The 13,964-nt window shown below is 63.1% G+C and carries 17 protein-coding genes and 1 pseudogene; 4 read left to right on the forward strand and 14 right to left on the reverse strand.

Annotated features, from left to right (window positions below):
- Positions 1–29 precede the first annotated feature (29 nt).
- Complete coding sequence (gene tatA / locus BC363_RS05310; protein WP_065783171.1) at positions 30–1,199, reverse strand: tyrosine aminotransferase; 1,170 nt, start codon at positions 1,197–1,199, stop codon at positions 30–32.
- Positions 1,200–1,429: 230 nt separating this feature from the next.
- Here tatA and BC363_RS05315 point away from each other — a divergent pair, with 230 nt between their 5' ends.
- Entirely contained in the window at positions 1,430–1,903 is a 474-nt protein-coding gene (locus BC363_RS05315) for an Lrp/AsnC family transcriptional regulator (RefSeq protein ID WP_065783172.1), read from the forward strand.
- Between the two features lie 54 nt (positions 1,904–1,957).
- Here the strand turns inward: BC363_RS05315 and BC363_RS05320 are convergent, their stop codons facing one another.
- On the reverse strand, positions 1,958–3,019 hold the full coding sequence (locus BC363_RS05320; RefSeq protein ID WP_065783173.1) for a succinylglutamate desuccinylase/aspartoacylase family protein: 1,062 nt from the start codon (positions 3,017–3,019) through the stop codon (positions 1,958–1,960).
- A 167-nt stretch (positions 3,020–3,186) separates the two neighbouring features.
- Between BC363_RS05320 and BC363_RS35785 the strand changes: the two are divergent.
- Positions 3,187–3,303, forward strand: a pseudogene (locus BC363_RS35785) (glutathione S-transferase family protein); the annotation flags it as partial.
- A gap of 192 nt (positions 3,304–3,495) precedes the next feature.
- On the opposite strand, the gene BC363_RS05325 reads toward BC363_RS35785, so the two are convergent.
- From BC363_RS05325 to BC363_RS05350, 6 genes are all read right to left on the reverse strand, one after another.
- Positions 3,496–4,071, reverse strand: a complete 576-nt coding sequence (locus BC363_RS05325; RefSeq protein WP_065783174.1) for a hypothetical protein — start codon at positions 4,069–4,071, stop codon at positions 3,496–3,498.
- Positions 4,072–4,205: 134 nt separating this feature from the next.
- On the reverse strand, positions 4,206–4,619 hold the full coding sequence (locus BC363_RS05330) for a GFA family protein (protein WP_065783175.1): 414 nt from the start codon (positions 4,617–4,619) through the stop codon (positions 4,206–4,208).
- A 177-nt stretch (positions 4,620–4,796) separates the two neighbouring features.
- Positions 4,797–5,261 (reverse strand): SRPBCC domain-containing protein, encoded by a 465-nt coding sequence (locus BC363_RS05335; protein WP_065783176.1) that lies wholly within the window; start codon positions 5,259–5,261, stop codon positions 4,797–4,799.
- Positions 5,258–5,587, reverse strand: coding sequence for a metalloregulator ArsR/SmtB family transcription factor (locus BC363_RS05340; RefSeq protein WP_065783177.1), 330 nt, complete (start codon positions 5,585–5,587; stop codon positions 5,258–5,260). Before BC363_RS05340 ends, BC363_RS05335 begins: the two co-directional genes overlap by 4 nt.
- Positions 5,588–5,756: 169 nt before the next feature.
- Positions 5,757–6,167: a nuclear transport factor 2 family protein gene (locus BC363_RS05345; protein ID WP_065783178.1), complete on the reverse strand. Its 411-nt coding sequence runs from the start codon at positions 6,165–6,167 to the stop codon at positions 5,757–5,759.
- Positions 6,168–6,244: 77 nt separating this feature from the next.
- Positions 6,245–7,300 carry an aldehyde reductase gene (locus BC363_RS05350; RefSeq protein ID WP_065783179.1) on the reverse strand — a complete coding sequence of 352 codons (1,056 nt, stop codon included), beginning with the start codon at positions 7,298–7,300 and terminating at the stop codon, positions 6,245–6,247.
- A 110-nt stretch (positions 7,301–7,410) separates the two neighbouring features.
- Here BC363_RS05350 and BC363_RS05355 point away from each other — a divergent pair, with 110 nt between their 5' ends.
- A complete protein-coding gene (locus BC363_RS05355; protein WP_065783180.1) occupies positions 7,411–8,016 on the forward strand; it encodes a TetR/AcrR family transcriptional regulator in 606 nt (201 codons plus the stop codon).
- A 93-nt stretch (positions 8,017–8,109) separates the two neighbouring features.
- On the opposite strand, the gene BC363_RS05360 is transcribed toward BC363_RS05355, so the two are convergent.
- From BC363_RS05360 to BC363_RS05380, 5 genes are all read right to left on the reverse strand, one after another.
- Entirely contained in the window at positions 8,110–8,856 is a 747-nt protein-coding gene (locus BC363_RS05360) for a class I SAM-dependent methyltransferase (protein WP_065783181.1), read from the reverse strand.
- Between the two features lie 13 nt (positions 8,857–8,869).
- Positions 8,870–10,432 (reverse strand): glutamine-hydrolyzing GMP synthase, encoded by a 1,563-nt coding sequence (guaA, locus tag BC363_RS05365; RefSeq protein ID WP_065783182.1) that lies wholly within the window; start codon positions 10,430–10,432, stop codon positions 8,870–8,872.
- A 94-nt stretch (positions 10,433–10,526) separates the two neighbouring features.
- A complete protein-coding gene (locus BC363_RS05370) occupies positions 10,527–11,165 on the reverse strand; it encodes a 5'-methylthioadenosine/S-adenosylhomocysteine nucleosidase (protein ID WP_065783183.1) in 639 nt (212 codons plus the stop codon).
- Positions 11,162–11,614: a PaaI family thioesterase gene (locus BC363_RS05375; RefSeq protein ID WP_065783184.1), complete on the reverse strand. Its 453-nt coding sequence runs from the start codon at positions 11,612–11,614 to the stop codon at positions 11,162–11,164. Before BC363_RS05375 ends, BC363_RS05370 begins: the two co-directional genes overlap by 4 nt.
- 90 nt (positions 11,615–11,704) lie before the next feature.
- Positions 11,705–12,145: a TspO/MBR family protein gene (locus BC363_RS05380; protein WP_065783329.1), complete on the reverse strand. Its 441-nt coding sequence runs from the start codon at positions 12,143–12,145 to the stop codon at positions 11,705–11,707.
- A gap of 96 nt (positions 12,146–12,241) precedes the next feature.
- Between BC363_RS05380 and BC363_RS05385 the strand changes: the two genes are divergently transcribed.
- Positions 12,242–12,796: a GNAT family N-acetyltransferase gene (locus tag BC363_RS05385; protein WP_065783330.1), complete on the forward strand. Its 555-nt coding sequence runs from the start codon at positions 12,242–12,244 to the stop codon at positions 12,794–12,796.
- A gap of 9 nt (positions 12,797–12,805) precedes the next feature.
- Here BC363_RS05385 and BC363_RS05390 read toward each other — a convergent pair whose 3' ends face one another.
- A complete protein-coding gene (locus tag BC363_RS05390; protein WP_065783331.1) occupies positions 12,806–13,897 on the reverse strand; it encodes a DUF1513 domain-containing protein in 1,092 nt (363 codons plus the stop codon).
- Positions 13,898–13,964 lie beyond the last annotated feature (67 nt).

The following is a 13,964-nucleotide window of genomic DNA, read 5'->3' on the forward strand; positions in this document are numbered from 1 at the left end:
CGCTCGGCCTTCATCGTCTTCGTCAGTCCTTAGAGGTTCTTGAACTTGCCGATGACGTCATCGACTTCGGCCGTTTTCAGCCCGGCAATGTTGATGCGACCGGAGCCCGGCATGTAGATGCCGTGCTCGTTCCTGAGCCGCATGACATCCGCTTCCATAAGCGGCAGCAGCGAGAACATGCCCTCCTGGCCGGCAATGGCGCCGAGCGCCTGCCAGCGGTCGCGCAAGCCTTCGGCAAGCGACCGGCGAATGCCTGTAATGCGCTGGCGCATGGTTTCGAGCTCTTCTCTCCAGTCGCGCGCGAGGTCAGCGTCCGACAGGATGGTGCGCACGATGGCAGCACCATGATCCGGCGGCATCGAGTAGCTGGTGCGCGCCAGACCGGCGAGGTTGGAGCGAACCGTGTCGGCCGACGAAGGCGAGGTGGTCACGGCAAAGATGGCGCCGGTGCGCTCGCGGTAGAGCCCGAACGACTTCGAGCAGGAGACGGCAATCAGGGTTTCCGGCACGATGCCGATGAGGTGGCGAAGGCCGGCAACGTCCTCGTTCAGTCCGCGGCCGAAGCCCTGATAGGCAAGGTCGATCAGCGGCAGCAGGCCGCGCTCGGCGGCAACCGCCGCGATCTCCAGCCACTGCGCCTCGGTGATCACGCCGCCCGTCGGATTGTGGCAGCCGGCATGCAGCAGCACGGCGTCGCCGGCCGAGGCACCCTCGAGCGCGCTCATCAGATTGTCGAAGAGCACGGTCTGGGACGGCACGTCGAAGAACGGATAGCCGGCTGTCTCGAGGCCCGCAGCCCTAAAGATGCTGGCATGGTTCGGCCAGCTCGGCAGGCCGATCCAGATGCGCTTGCCGCCCATCTGGCGGATGAGGTCGGCCGCAAGCCGGAGCGCGCCGGAGCCGCCCGGCGTCTGCACGCCGGCAAGATGGCTTCGGTTGATCGTGTCGCCGCCGACCAGCGTCCAGAGATGATCGACGAAGACGAGATCGCCCTCGGGGCCGACATAGGCCTTGCTGTCCTGCGTTTCGAGAAGCCGCTTTTCCGCTTCCTTGACCGCGCGGAAAATCGGCGTGTGGCCGGTTTCGTCGCGATAGACGCCGACGCCGAGATCGACCTTTCCGGGGCGCTCATCCCTGCGATAGAGCCCGATCAGGGCCAGCAACGGATCGTCGGGTTGGCGGGTCAGAGCGTCGAACATGCCGGAATTCCCCCTTGGCAGTGACAGAATAGCGATAGCGGTCGAGAAGGTCGTGCGGGTAGCCAGCCCTCCGGCTGCCCGACAGGCTTCTTCATTAAGGCAATGACCGCGCAAAATCGACGCCGGATTTGCCACGGGGACAATATTCGCCTAGATCGAATTGCGTAGATCGGTGCATTTCTTTTGCTGATTTGCGCAGACCCTGGAAAATGCGAGGGAAGGGCTGACCGATGGCCGAGCGTGGCACGACCGAACTCGACGCGATCGACAGGCGGATCATCCGGTTGCTTGTCGAGGATGCGTCGCGAAGCAACAACGAGCTTGCGGCGCGCGTCGGCCTATCGCCGGCACCGCTTTCGCGCCGGTTGGCGCGGCTCTATTCGGCAGGTGTTATCCGGCAAACGGTCGTCGTCGACCCCAAGGCGGCAGGGGTGGGCTTTCAGGCTTTTCTGGAAGTGACGCTGGAGCGAACCGCAAGCAAGGTCGGGCAACGCTTTATCGAACTGGTGTCGCGCATGCCCGAGGTGGTGGAGTGCCACACGGTTGCCGGCGATTTCGACTTCCTGCTGAAGATCGCCGTGCGCGATGTCGCCGACTACAAGCGGCTGCTGTGGAGCGAGTTCGAGCAGATCGGCGAGATCAAGACGCTGCGCTCGACCATCCTTCTCGACAGTCCGAAGATGACCGCCACGATGGCGCCGTGAACACCGGAACGCCCTGCGGACGTTCCGGATAAAAGCCACGGTGCGGCGTTTCCTTTAAGCTTCCAGCGGCCCCGGCTTGCGTGCGGCGCTGGAGGCGGTTGCGCAGGCAATCTTCATCAGGTCCGAGCGCCGACGGGCGAGCCTTGTCGATACCCGGGTAACGATCAACCCGTCCTGCGGGGCGCGGACTTCGATGGCGCCGTCCGGCCGGCCGGGACGATTAAGGATCGTCACGAGCAGATCGCCGGCCTTCACCTTGTCGCCAATGTCGCGGTGGAAGAGAATGGCGCCGGATTCCGGGGCGCGGATCATTTCGATGTTGTCGAGCGGTGCGACGATGCCACTGAACGCGGGAAGTGCTGCCCTGTCGCCGGCGACAACGCCGCGCGCAACGAGGAAGCGCAAGACGCCCTCGGCGTCCTTGCGTGCCATCTCAGGATAGACGTCGCGTGTGCCGCGAAGCTCGACCGTGACGGAAAGCCGCCCGGGCAGGCTCGTCTTCTTCTGATCCGCCGTCTCATATTTCCAGGCGTAGGCGACAGCCTCTTCGAAGGCGGAGCTTTCGCCATCGGAAAGAAACACCGCTTCCATGTCGAGCGCCGTGGCGAGGTCGGCGGCTTCCGGCCAGAAGGCGTCATCGATATAGGCATATTGCAGCGCTTCGTCGTCGCAGTGCAGGTCGAGCATCAGCTCGGCGCCGAGCGCCATGTGCAGCAATTGCCGTTTCAGGCGATCCGTCGCCGAGTGGCGCTCGAGATCGCTCAGAAGGCTGTCGCGCTCGCCGAGCGCGATCAGCGGGAAATCACGGTTGAAATTGGTGCGCGAACCGAGATCGAACCGGCCCTGCAACTCGCCGAAATGCGATTGCGCAGTACCAATGGGGTTTGCCTGCGGCACGACGGTGATGTCGCCGAGAATGGCGCCGTTCTTCTCTGCCTCGGCAAGCATCTGCAGGAGGAAATGAGCGAGTGCCGTCCCCGGCAGTTCGTTGGCGTGCAGCGCCGCTTGAATATAGGTTTTCGGCGCGTCGGGGTTCTTGCCCTTGAAACGGAAGACCGGCAGGCGCCATTCGATGCCTGCGGTGTCGCCGGCGATGATGATTTCCGAGATGTCCATGGTCTCCCCCGCTTGTCTCGTTTCGTAGGCTTATCGGCATTCCCGATACGCTCTGCAAGTGGCTAGAAACGGGGGGCGCAGACCTTGGCGGCGGCGGAGCAAGGCTTTGACTTTTACCGTGCGGTCGCCGTCTTCTGGTGGCGCGCGCACCAGACGGGAACCCGCACATGATCCTGATCGGCCAATAGGATTCCCCCTTTGTCCGCCGTGTCGGCATCGCGCTGACCCTCTACGACATGGATTTCGCGCACCGCCCCTGGTCCTCCTTCGGCGATGCGGACAGAGCGAGCGCCGGGACGGCGAAGGCGATTGTTGCGCCGGTGATGAGGAAACGAAGCATTGGCCTCTCCTGTTTGTCGGCGTGTGCCGAAAGGTGTTTCGATGGAGAGAAGATGACAGTCGCCTGCTGTTCGCACTAGCCGCCGGAAGGCGGACTTACCGTTCGGCAATTCCGAACACGTCTCAACCGTACTGGTTCATGTCCGCCTCGAAAGCGGCCAGCGTCGGAGAACCTTGGTTTCGCTGAGGCCCTTGCGCGTGTGGACCAGTGCAAAGTCGAGCGCCGTCCAGGTGATGGGCGTTCCCAAGTCGGTGTAGGGCGCGAAGCGATCGCCGTAATAGAGCGTCATATGCGGGACGACCTCGCCTCCCGGAGCCTTGCCATCGGAAAGTTGGCTCACCAGCTCATCGAGCAACTGGCTTCCGCTTCCGCACGTCAATATCCTTGGGTATTGGCGACCCTGGTCGATACTGACGAGCCGATCGAACCGGATGTCGAAGGATGCCGCATCGACACGTGCGCCGAGGCGCGTGGCGTAGTGGACGGCCTCATTCGGCAATCCGAGCCCTTTCCAGACCCGGTGGAGCGAGACGTGCAGCCGGTCGGGATCGTAGATCTGGCCCGTAGCCCCGTGCCTCTCCTGATCGTCTCGCGCCAAGTGCAAAGCCGTGTCGGCGGCGGCAGCGCCAGGGAGTATGGCGAAATAAAGCAGGTCGAGGGACCGTCGTGGTGACGGCGGCCCCAGGTCCAGGGAAAACTGGTCGATCGGCATGCGACCCTCCATCAACGGCAAGTCGATTGGTCATGTCACGTCGTTTCTTTTGGCCGGTCGCTAGCAGATGGGGATGGAGGAGGGGCATGCTAAGGCACGCCCGCGAAAACTTCGATGCCCTTTTCCCCGGCACACTACATCGGCGGCATCTTCTCGAATTTCGGCAGCGCCGGGTCAAGTTGATCCCAGGCGTAGCCGCGGCTGCTGTAAAACACCACCTGCGGCTTGTACCGGGCAGGATCGTCGAGGCTCGCCGCGCGGATGACGAAGAACTCGGGCTTTGCCGCCAGGGTCATGTAAACAGGCGAGCCGCAGGTGGGGCAGAAGGCCCTGGTCTTCACATTGCCGCTGTCGGCGACCATGTCCCACTGTGCCGCTTCGCCTTCAAGTTTCACCCCTTCGCGGCGAAAGGTGAGGTGGGAGCCATGGCCGGTGCCGCTCTCGCGCTGGCAATCGCGGCATTGGCAGTCGCTGGAGACGACGGGTTCGCCGGAGATTTCATAGCGGATCGCGCCGCAGGCGCATCCACCGGTGTAGGGCTTGCTCATGTCATTGCTCCTTGCGCTCTGGGGTCGGGAATGCGCGCGTGGCATCGAGCGCGCTCGATGGTCGGGCATCGCAGACGGTTGTTTCGCTGCTGTTCAGACGGGCGCCGCAACGCCCCGCGCCGAATAGGACGCGTCCGGACGCGGGCACGGCGCCCGCGTCAGGCTTTGGGCGTGGTCTCAGTCCTGCCCTTCGGTCACGGTACCGATCTGCCGCAGAACCTTCTTCCAGCCTTCGCTCATGTTCCTGTAGGCCGTGTCGTTTCTCGGCGTCACAAAGCCGGAATGGACGAGGCGAAGGTGCGTTCCGTTGTCGACCCTGGCTAGCGTCCAGGTGACGACGGTGTTCAGCCGCGAGCCATAGCCGGCGTTGCCTTCGTGTCCGCCCTTCCAGGCGTAGACGAACCGTTCGTTTGGCAGCACCTCCAACACCTGGCAGTGGATGACACCGTCCCAGGCGCCGGCCGGTGTCGTCTGAAAGGTGAAACGACTGCCCTCGACCGGCTCGAAGCCTGTCGGAACCATCATCCAGCGGCTCATCAACGCACCGCTTGTTAGCGTTTTCCAGATCGTCTCCGGGGCGTGGGGGAAGACCTCGTCGACCACGATGTCCTGCGTGTGGGGCTGCAACGCTACTTCATTCATGGATCGATCTCCTTCAAGAGAGTGCGCAGGTTTGCAAACCGTTCCCGCCAGAAGACGCCGTAATGGCTCATCCAGTCGACCAGCGGCTCGAGGCCCTCGGGTTGGGCGCGATAGTAGACGTTGCGGCCTTCGGGGCGCTCGGTGACGAGACCCGCCTGCTTCAACGATTTGAGGTGCTGCGAAATGGCGCCCTGCGTCACGCCGCTGCCGCGCGTCAGTTCGACCACCGTGATCTCGTCGGCATTGGCAATGCGCTCGAACACGGCGCGCCGGGTCGGATCGGCAAGTGCGCGCATGAGGGTGGTAACGGGTGCTGCTTCAATCATGATGAAAGCATTAGTCCATACTGATTGATTAGTCAATGCTATTGTTTTTGATATGGGATGGATGGCTGCAGCGGCTGGCTGGCACGGAAACGCAAAAGGGGCATGCCACGCACGCCCCGTCAGAGTTTTTCGAACGATGTTTGGCAAACAGGTAAAGCGCCTGCCGACCTTACAGCTGGTGGATCGCTGTCGCCTGCGACCACACGACCATCCATCGGTCGTCGCGATATTCGTATGCATCGGTGTGCCAGTAATCGCTGCGGGGAACGTTGTGCCCGTCAAAGACGACTTCGAGCTGGGCGCGATAGCGCATAAGCGCGGCCCCGTCATAGAGGCGCACCGCAATATCGCCAGGCTCCCAGGCCAGGTACCTGATCCGGCCGGCCGCGATTGCCCCCAGATACTCGTCTCTTGATAGCGATGCGCCAATCGGTGTTATCAACTGGAAGTCGGGAGCGTGAAACGGGCGTGCCAGCGCGACATCGGCGCTGACCAGAGCGGAAAGCCGGGCGCGCTCCGTCTCCCGCAGGATCTCGGCCTCTTGTGTCTGTCGTGTGGTATCGGTTGCTGCCGGCGTCATCGGTATTCTCCATCTGAGGGGATGAGAGATCGCTTGATCTCCCATATGTCGGGAACGTTCGCCGCTATGGGTTGACCCTATCTGCCGACGGAAACGGCAGGCACCAATCCCAGGGCGATGAGGCTTTGCGCGCTGGCGCAGATGCACTCGTCCTCAGGGCGTGAGTGCCAGTTCAGCATGCGCCTGGCTTTCGAAGCGTCGATGCTCAGGTTGCGGCCAAGCTCGTGAACGATCGTGCGGGCGTTGGGATCGGTTGATGCCATCGCCCTGATGATCTCGTCCGGGACTTCGCCGACCGGCAGTTGCGCGGCATGCTCGGGAAAGGTGCGGGCAAGGAGGGCCACCAGTTCCTTGAGCCAGAAAAATCGACCGCCGACGATGAAGCGATGGCCGCCGGCATCAGGATTGGTCATCGCCCTAATATGGGCATCGGCGACGTCGCGCACGTCCACAACCGAAAAGCCGAAGCGCGGGATACCTTCGAAGCGGCCTGTCATCAGATGGTAGATCAATCCGACGGACGTCCCGAAATCGCGCCCGAGCAATGGGCCGAGGACGACGCTCGGATTGATGACGGCGAGATCGAGGCCGGCCTCGTGCGCAAATGTCCAGGCGGCGCGCTCGGTGAGGGTCTTGGACCTGTAGTAGGGCGTCGCCCGCGGGCTTTCCGGGTCGGTCCAGTTCGCTTCGGTAAACGGCGCCTGTCCGTCGCCATGGTTGGTGGCGGCAACCGACGAGGTCAGAACGACCCGCTCGACGCGTGCGCGGTGTGCGGCGCTGAGGACGCGCAACGCACCGTCGCGCGCCGTCTCAATCAATGCTCGTTCATTCTCGGGAAAGCCCGGAGGAAACGGTGATGCCGTGTGAATGACGTAGCGGCACCCTTCGACGGCCTCACGCCAGCCGTCATCTGCATCCAGATCGGCCTGCACGAAGCTCAGCCGCTGCAACTCGCCAGGCGCGTGCGCGCCAAGCTGGCTTCTGATGGCCTCACACTTTCCCGTGTTCCGCAGGCTGCCTCGAACCCGATAGCCCCGCCTCAGCAACTGCAGGGAAACGTGGCCTGCGAGGAAACCGGCAATGCCCGTGACCAGCACGGTGTCATCCTGGCCCTTTGTTTCGGCAATGCGCATCACGGCTCCTTCTGGCCATGCCGGAATGGCGGTCCTTCGAATTAGACAAATGGACTCAATATGTCTAATCGTCTTTTGACACTGTGGGCTCGAAGTGTCAATGTGTCTGCATGATATCGACTGATCAGAAAACGACGCACATCCTCGATGCCGCGTTGCCGGTGTTCGTGCGCTTTGGCTTTCGCAAGGCGACGATGGCCGACATTGCGCGCGCTGCCGGAATCTCGCGGGCCTCGCTCTATCTGAGCTTCAACAGCAAGGAAGACCTGTTTCGAGCCGGTTCGGCGCGCGCGCACCGGCAAACGATGGCCGAGGTCGAGCTGGCGCTGAAGGGGCGGGGCAGTGTCTTTGATCGCATCGAAGCGGCGATCGCCACCTTCCAGCGCGGACTGATCGCCCCCTTGGGCGCAAGTGCGGATGCAAGGGAACTGTTCGAGGTCAATATGGCGCTGGCCGCCGATATTACGCTCGAGACGCGGGCGCGGCTTCTCGATCTGTTGTCGCTGGCTTTGCGCGAGGCTGCAGCCAAGGGGGAAATCGACCTTGGCGTCGTCGAAGCCCAGCCCGCCGACTTAGCAGGAATAATTCTCGCAGCAATGAGCGGCATCAAGGAAATGCGCGGGGTGGAGCCGGGTCTTGGAAACGACACCAGGCTGTTCATGCGGCTCTTGCGGGCGGCGGTGGCACCGCGTCAGATCGCTGGCGAGCTCGCCTAACGAACCGCGCTCAGGCGTTCGCGGGCAGAAGCTGACATACGGTGAAGCCGTGGTTGTTGGATTGGAGCTCGACCGCATTGCGGAACTGTCAGGCTAACGTCGGTGACCGATCGGAATGATTTCGGGTGCCATTGCCGCGAACGGTCTGCCATCCCAGCCGCCGAGCCACTGTTCGACGTCGAGGCCCGCTTCGTCCATCATCGCGGCGAGGTCTTCGTATGACGGGAAAGAGATTTTCGACTGTGCTGAATAGGTGCGTTCGTCGGCGGCGATCCGGTAAAACGTATCATACTCCACGTTGCCGGTATCGGGGTCATGCCGCACGTCGTTCCACGCAAGCACCTCGCCCAGCACAGGATGAACGATAGCTCGCCCGGATTCGGCCGGCGTCCACTCTTTCCATTCCTCGACCCGCGGGTTTCGGCTGTCGAAGATGAAGCGCCCTTGCGGGGAGAGATGTGCGACTATGGTCTTCAGAGTGGCCAGCTGGTCTTCCCTGGTGAGGAAGACCTGAAAGGCATGGCCGCTGAGCACCACCAGGTCGAAGGTCTCGTTCAGACGGACCGTTCGTGCATCGCTTTCGACCCAGAGTACCCGGTCGCCATAGGGTCTTTTCTTTGCGACATCCAGCATTGGGGCGGCCGGATCGACGCCGACCACACGTTTTCCGCCTTGTTGCGTTAGCGCGGCTGCCAAGAGACCGGTGCCGCACCCAAGATCGAGGATCGAGGTGCGGCTTGCGGCCATGGTCTTGAGATACTCGGAATCGGCGGTCCAGCCGTTCTCGATGTCGTAGAACTCTACAAGGCTTGGATCGTTATAGAGTTTGTCTGCCGGCATCGAGATGACTGGATTACTCCCACTCGATCGTGCCAGGCGGCTTCGAGGTCACGTCGTAGACCACGCGGTTGATGCCACGGACCTCGTTGATGATGCGCGTTGCCGCGCGGCCGAGGAATTCCATGTCGTAGTGGTAGAAGTCCGCCGTCATGCCGTCGACCGAGGTGACGGCGCGCAGCGCACAGACGAACTCGTAGGTGCGGCCGTCGCCCATCACGCCGACCGTCTGGACCGGCAGCAGCACGGCGAAGGCCTGCCAGATGGCGTCGTAAAGGCCGGCCTTGCGGATCTCATCGAGATAGATCGCGTCGGCTTCGCGCAGGATCTCGAGCTTCTCGCGGCTGATGCCGCCCGGGCAGCGGATGGCGAGGCCCGGTCCCGGGAAGGGATGGCGGCCGATGAAGCTGTCGGGCAGGCCGAGTTCGCGGCCGAGCACGCGGACTTCGTCCTTGAACAGCTCGCGCAATGGCTCGACCAGCTGCATGTTCATGCGTTCCGGCAGGCCGCCGACATTGTGGTGCGACTTGATCGTCACCGACGGACCGCCGGTGAAGGAAACGCTTTCGATGACGTCGGGGTAAAGCGTGCCCTGGGCGAGGAAATCCGCGCCGCCGAGCTTCTTTGCCTCTTCCTCGAACACCTCGATGAACAGCCGGCCGATGATCTTGCGCTTGGTTTCGGGGTCGCTGACGCCTTCCAGTTCGCCGATAAAGCGGTCGGAGGCATCGACGTGCAGGAGGTGCAGGTTGTAGTGCTCCTGGAACATCGAAACGACGTTCTTCGCCTCGTCCTTGCGCATCAGGCCATGGTCGACGAGGATGCAGGTCAGCTGATCGCCGACCGCCTCGTGGATGAGGAGGGCCGCGACCGAGCTGTCGACGCCGCCCGAAAGCGCGCAGATCACCTTCTTGTCGCCGACCTGTTTGCGGATCGCGTCAACCGCCTTGGCGCGGTAGGCCGACATCGACCAGTCGCCCTTGATGCCGGCGATCTTGTGCACGAAGTTGGCGATCAGCTTGGCGCCGTCGGGCGTGTGCACCACTTCCGGGTGGAACTGCACGGCGTAGTATTTGCGCGCCTCGTCGGCAATGAAGGCGAAGGGGGCGTTGGCGGAGGTCGCCACGACCTCAAAGCCCTCGGGGATCGCCGTCACGCGGTCGCCATGCGACATCCAGACCTGGTGGCGCGAGCCAAGGGACCAGACGCCGTCGAACAGTGCGCAGTCCTTTTCGACCTCGAGGAAGGCGCGGCCGAATTCGCGGTGGTGGCCGCTTTCGACCTTGCCGCCGAGCTGGGCGCACATGGTCTGCTGGCCGTAACAGATGCCGAAGACCGGCAGGCCGGAATCGAAGATCACCGACGGAGCGCGCGGCGAGCCGATGTCGAGGGTGGAGGCCGGGCTGCCGGAGAGGATGACGGCCTTCGGCTTCAGCCGCTGAAAACCTTCTTCCGCCGACTGGAACGGCACGATTTCGCAATAGACACCGGATTCGCGCACGCGCCGGGCGATGAGCTGCGTCACCTGGCTGCCGAAATCGACGATGAGAACGGTGTCGGGATGGGCTGTCTGGGTCATGTCGGGCCTTCAAACAAGCTTGATCATGGCGAGCCTTTAATGAAAGCCCGTCTTTTGCGCAACGATTAGATTGCACCCGGACAATCCCGGGCTTTCAGAGCCGGACTTCTCCGGTGCCGATCGCGGTCTCAAGGCTGTCGATGACGCCAGCAAGCTTCTCGTCGATGACGTGAAGATACTCCGTCCAGTCGTTGACGTGCTTGAGCTCCGCCTTGCCGTCGGAAATACCGCGAAGCGCAATGAGCGGCACGCCAAAGGATTGGCAGGCGCGCAACACCGCATAGGTCTCCATCTCGACCATGTCGGCGTCGATGCCGTCATAGGCGGTGCCCGAGACAATGTTGGCGCCGGTCGAGAGCTTGGCCTCCTTGATCCCGGGAATGCGGTGCGGCAGCGAAACGACGGCGGGAAGATCGAGAAACGGCGTTGCTCCCTTCTCGAAGCCGAGCGCCGAGGCGTCCATGTCGCGGTAGCCGACCGATATCGCCTGATAGACTTCGGTCTGCTCGAGTTTGGCGGCACCCGCCGAGCCGAGCGAGACGACGAGATCGGGAAGGCTGTCTTTGGCGGCAAGGCCGGCCAGCGCCTTCGTCAGGGTGACGGCGGCCTCGACCGGTCCGACGCCGGTCATCAACGGTGCGATCCGCGCCTTCAGATGAGGGCCGTATTCGGCATCGACCGCCATGACATAGAGAACCTTGCGGCCGGCGACGTCCTTCATTTCAAAATTCATCCTTCGATACCCTCGCGTCCGCGGATGACCATCATCGTGCCGGTCATCGAGGCGATCAGCTTGGCCGGCCCGTCGGAGCGGATCGCGTAGCCGCGCCCGTCGGAGACGATGATGGTCGTGCCCGGCTTGGTGACCTCGCCGCGAAACAGGAAGCGCTCGCCGCGCCCCGGCGACAAAAGGTTGACCTTGAATTCGATCGTCAGGATCGAGGCGTCGGGATCGATGACGGAATAGGCGGCGTAGGTGCCGGCCGAATCGAGCGCTGCGGAGATCACGCCCGCATGCAGGAAACCGTGCTGCTGCGTCAGCTTCTCGTCGAAGGGCAGTTCGATCTCGACCGTGCCCTGCTCGACCAGCGTCAATTCCGCGCCGATCGTTTCCATGGCCGCCTGTCGTGCGAAGCTTTCCCTTATGCGTCTGCGGAAATCTGGGGGATCGCTCTCGTCCATCAGTCAACACGGCCTTGGTTGTCGCGGCAGGCCCGATTGCCTGCCCTATCGATCGACGGACAGTGGCACGGCGGCACCGGTGCGACAAGCTCAATTCATGAGGAAAATCGAGCCGTTGAGCACCGTCGCGAACGCCACCCAGGCGAGATAGGGCAGGAACAGCAGAGCAGAAGCGCGGTCCCTGTGCCAGCTTGCGGCGATGACGCCGGCGATCGCGATCAAAAGCACGATGATGACGATCAATGCCGACGAGATGTCCTGCATGCCGAAGAACAGCGGCGACCACAGGAAGTTGAGGATCATCTGTGCGAGCCACAATCGCATCGCGGCGGTGCGGCGGTGGTTGAGAAACAGGCGGGCGCCGACAATGCCGATCATCACGTAGAGGATCGACCAGACCGGGGCGAAGACCCAGTTGGGTGGATTGAAGGCCGGTTTTGCCAGCGACTGATACCATTCGCCGGGGATGTTGTTGTAGTCGATGAGAAGGCCGAGACCGTGAACGGCGGCGATGAAGACCGCGTATACGATGGTTTTGTTCTTGGCATCGGCAGATAGAGCGCCCTTGAGTGCTTTCCAGCGGGGATGGCTGTTTCGAAGCGCCCATGTGCCACCTATATCTCTGCCATGAAAAGCTTTCGCCGCATCGACATCCGGCCAGCCGAACCGGACGACATCATGATGATCGCCTCCGTCATCGTCGAAACCTGGCGATCGACCTTTCGCGGGCTGATCTCCGATGCCTATCTCGATGCCATGAGCATCGAGGAACAGGCGCTGCGCCATGCCAGGCGCATGCGCGTTGCCGACGTCTTCCATCTGGTTGCCGTCGACATGGGCACCAACAGGGTGATCGGCTTTGCCAATTATGGAAAAGCCCGCTCGATGCCGCCGCGTTTCGATCGCGAGCTCTATGCGCTCTATATCCTCAAGGACTTTCAAGGCGCGGGCATCGGCTCGGCGCTCGTGCGGAGCGTCGCGGCCCATTGCCGGGAGCTGGGCGGGGCGTCGCTGTTTGCCTGGGTGCTTTCCACCAACCCGAACAGGGCGTTTTACGAGCGTCTGGGCGCCGTCGCGGTCGGCCAGGGGCAGGTGAGCCTCGGCGGGGAGAACCACGACCAGACCGCCTATCGATGGGACAATCTGGCAAAGCTCGCCGGCGAGGGCCGGTTTTCAGCCTGAGACCTACTGTCAGCTGCGAGCGAGCCGGACGATATGCTGGTCCCAGGCGACCCGGTTCGGGTGACCCTTGAAGCGGCCGTCATAGGACGACACGGCAAAACCGTGATCGGCGGCGGCGACGCCGGCAGCATCGGCAACGCGCTGTTCCTTTAGCACTGCGCCGGTGCGGGCATCGAGTGTCACGGCGATGCCGCCCTTGGGCGAGGTGAGGCCGATCAGTCCCTCTTGGCGGTTGACGGCGATGGCGCCGACATAGTTGGCGAGCGCCTCCGTCGTGCTTTCGGGCAGCGACACGAAGGCGAGATCTTCGCCATGCGAGAAATGACCGACGAGCGGCGGCAGGTCGTCGCGCGCCCCCTCGTACTGGCAGGCAAACCAGATCTCGCCTTTCGGGCCGATATCGACGTGGCGGGTGGAAAGCCGGCTGAGCTCGCCAGGCAGCGTGTGCTTCTGGATCAGGGCGCCGGTCTCGGTATCGACCAGCGTCAGGCTCGGTTCCATATGGTCGAGATTGAGCTTGGTACGGCCGAAATCCGGATGGGTCTCGATGCCGCCATTGGCGATGACGAGCATCCGTCCATTGGCGGAAAGCGTCATGTCGTGCGGGCCGATGCCGTAGGTCGGAAATTCACCGATGCGGGCAAAGCGCCTGGTGCCGTCGTAGATGCCGATCATGCCTCGATTGGCGGCAAAGTCGTTTTCGGTTGCGTAGAGCAGGCGGCCGTCGGCGGAAAAGCAGCCATGGCCATAGAAGTGCCGGCCGTCGGCGGCGGCAATGACCACCGGCTCGGCGCGGCCGTCGGTCGCTAGGATCATCGCATAGGTGCCGGGGCGGCGGGCGAAGGCCACCATCCGTTTGCTGGCCGCGGAATACGCCATGCCGTGCGCGCGTGCCGGCAGCGCCGTGCGCTCGACGATCTCGCCGGCCTCCGTCAGCGTCGCAACGCCATAGCTTCCGTCCGGCGCCATGAAAGCGGAGGCAAAGACCGCGTCGGCGCGCTCAAGGGCAAAGGCGCCGCGAGCGCCGAGCGTCGCCACCCAGGCGGCGCCGGCCATCTTGATGAAATTGCGTCGGTCGATCAGACCCGTGGTGGCGCGCATGCCATTCTCGCCTGCCATTTTGTCGGACCGGCAGCAGAATTCCGCCGCCGGTCCTTGTCGCTACGAT

It is taken from the genome of Ensifer sp. LC384, from assembly GCF_001695865.1.
Taxonomy (GTDB): Bacteria; Pseudomonadota; Alphaproteobacteria; order Rhizobiales; family Rhizobiaceae; genus Ensifer.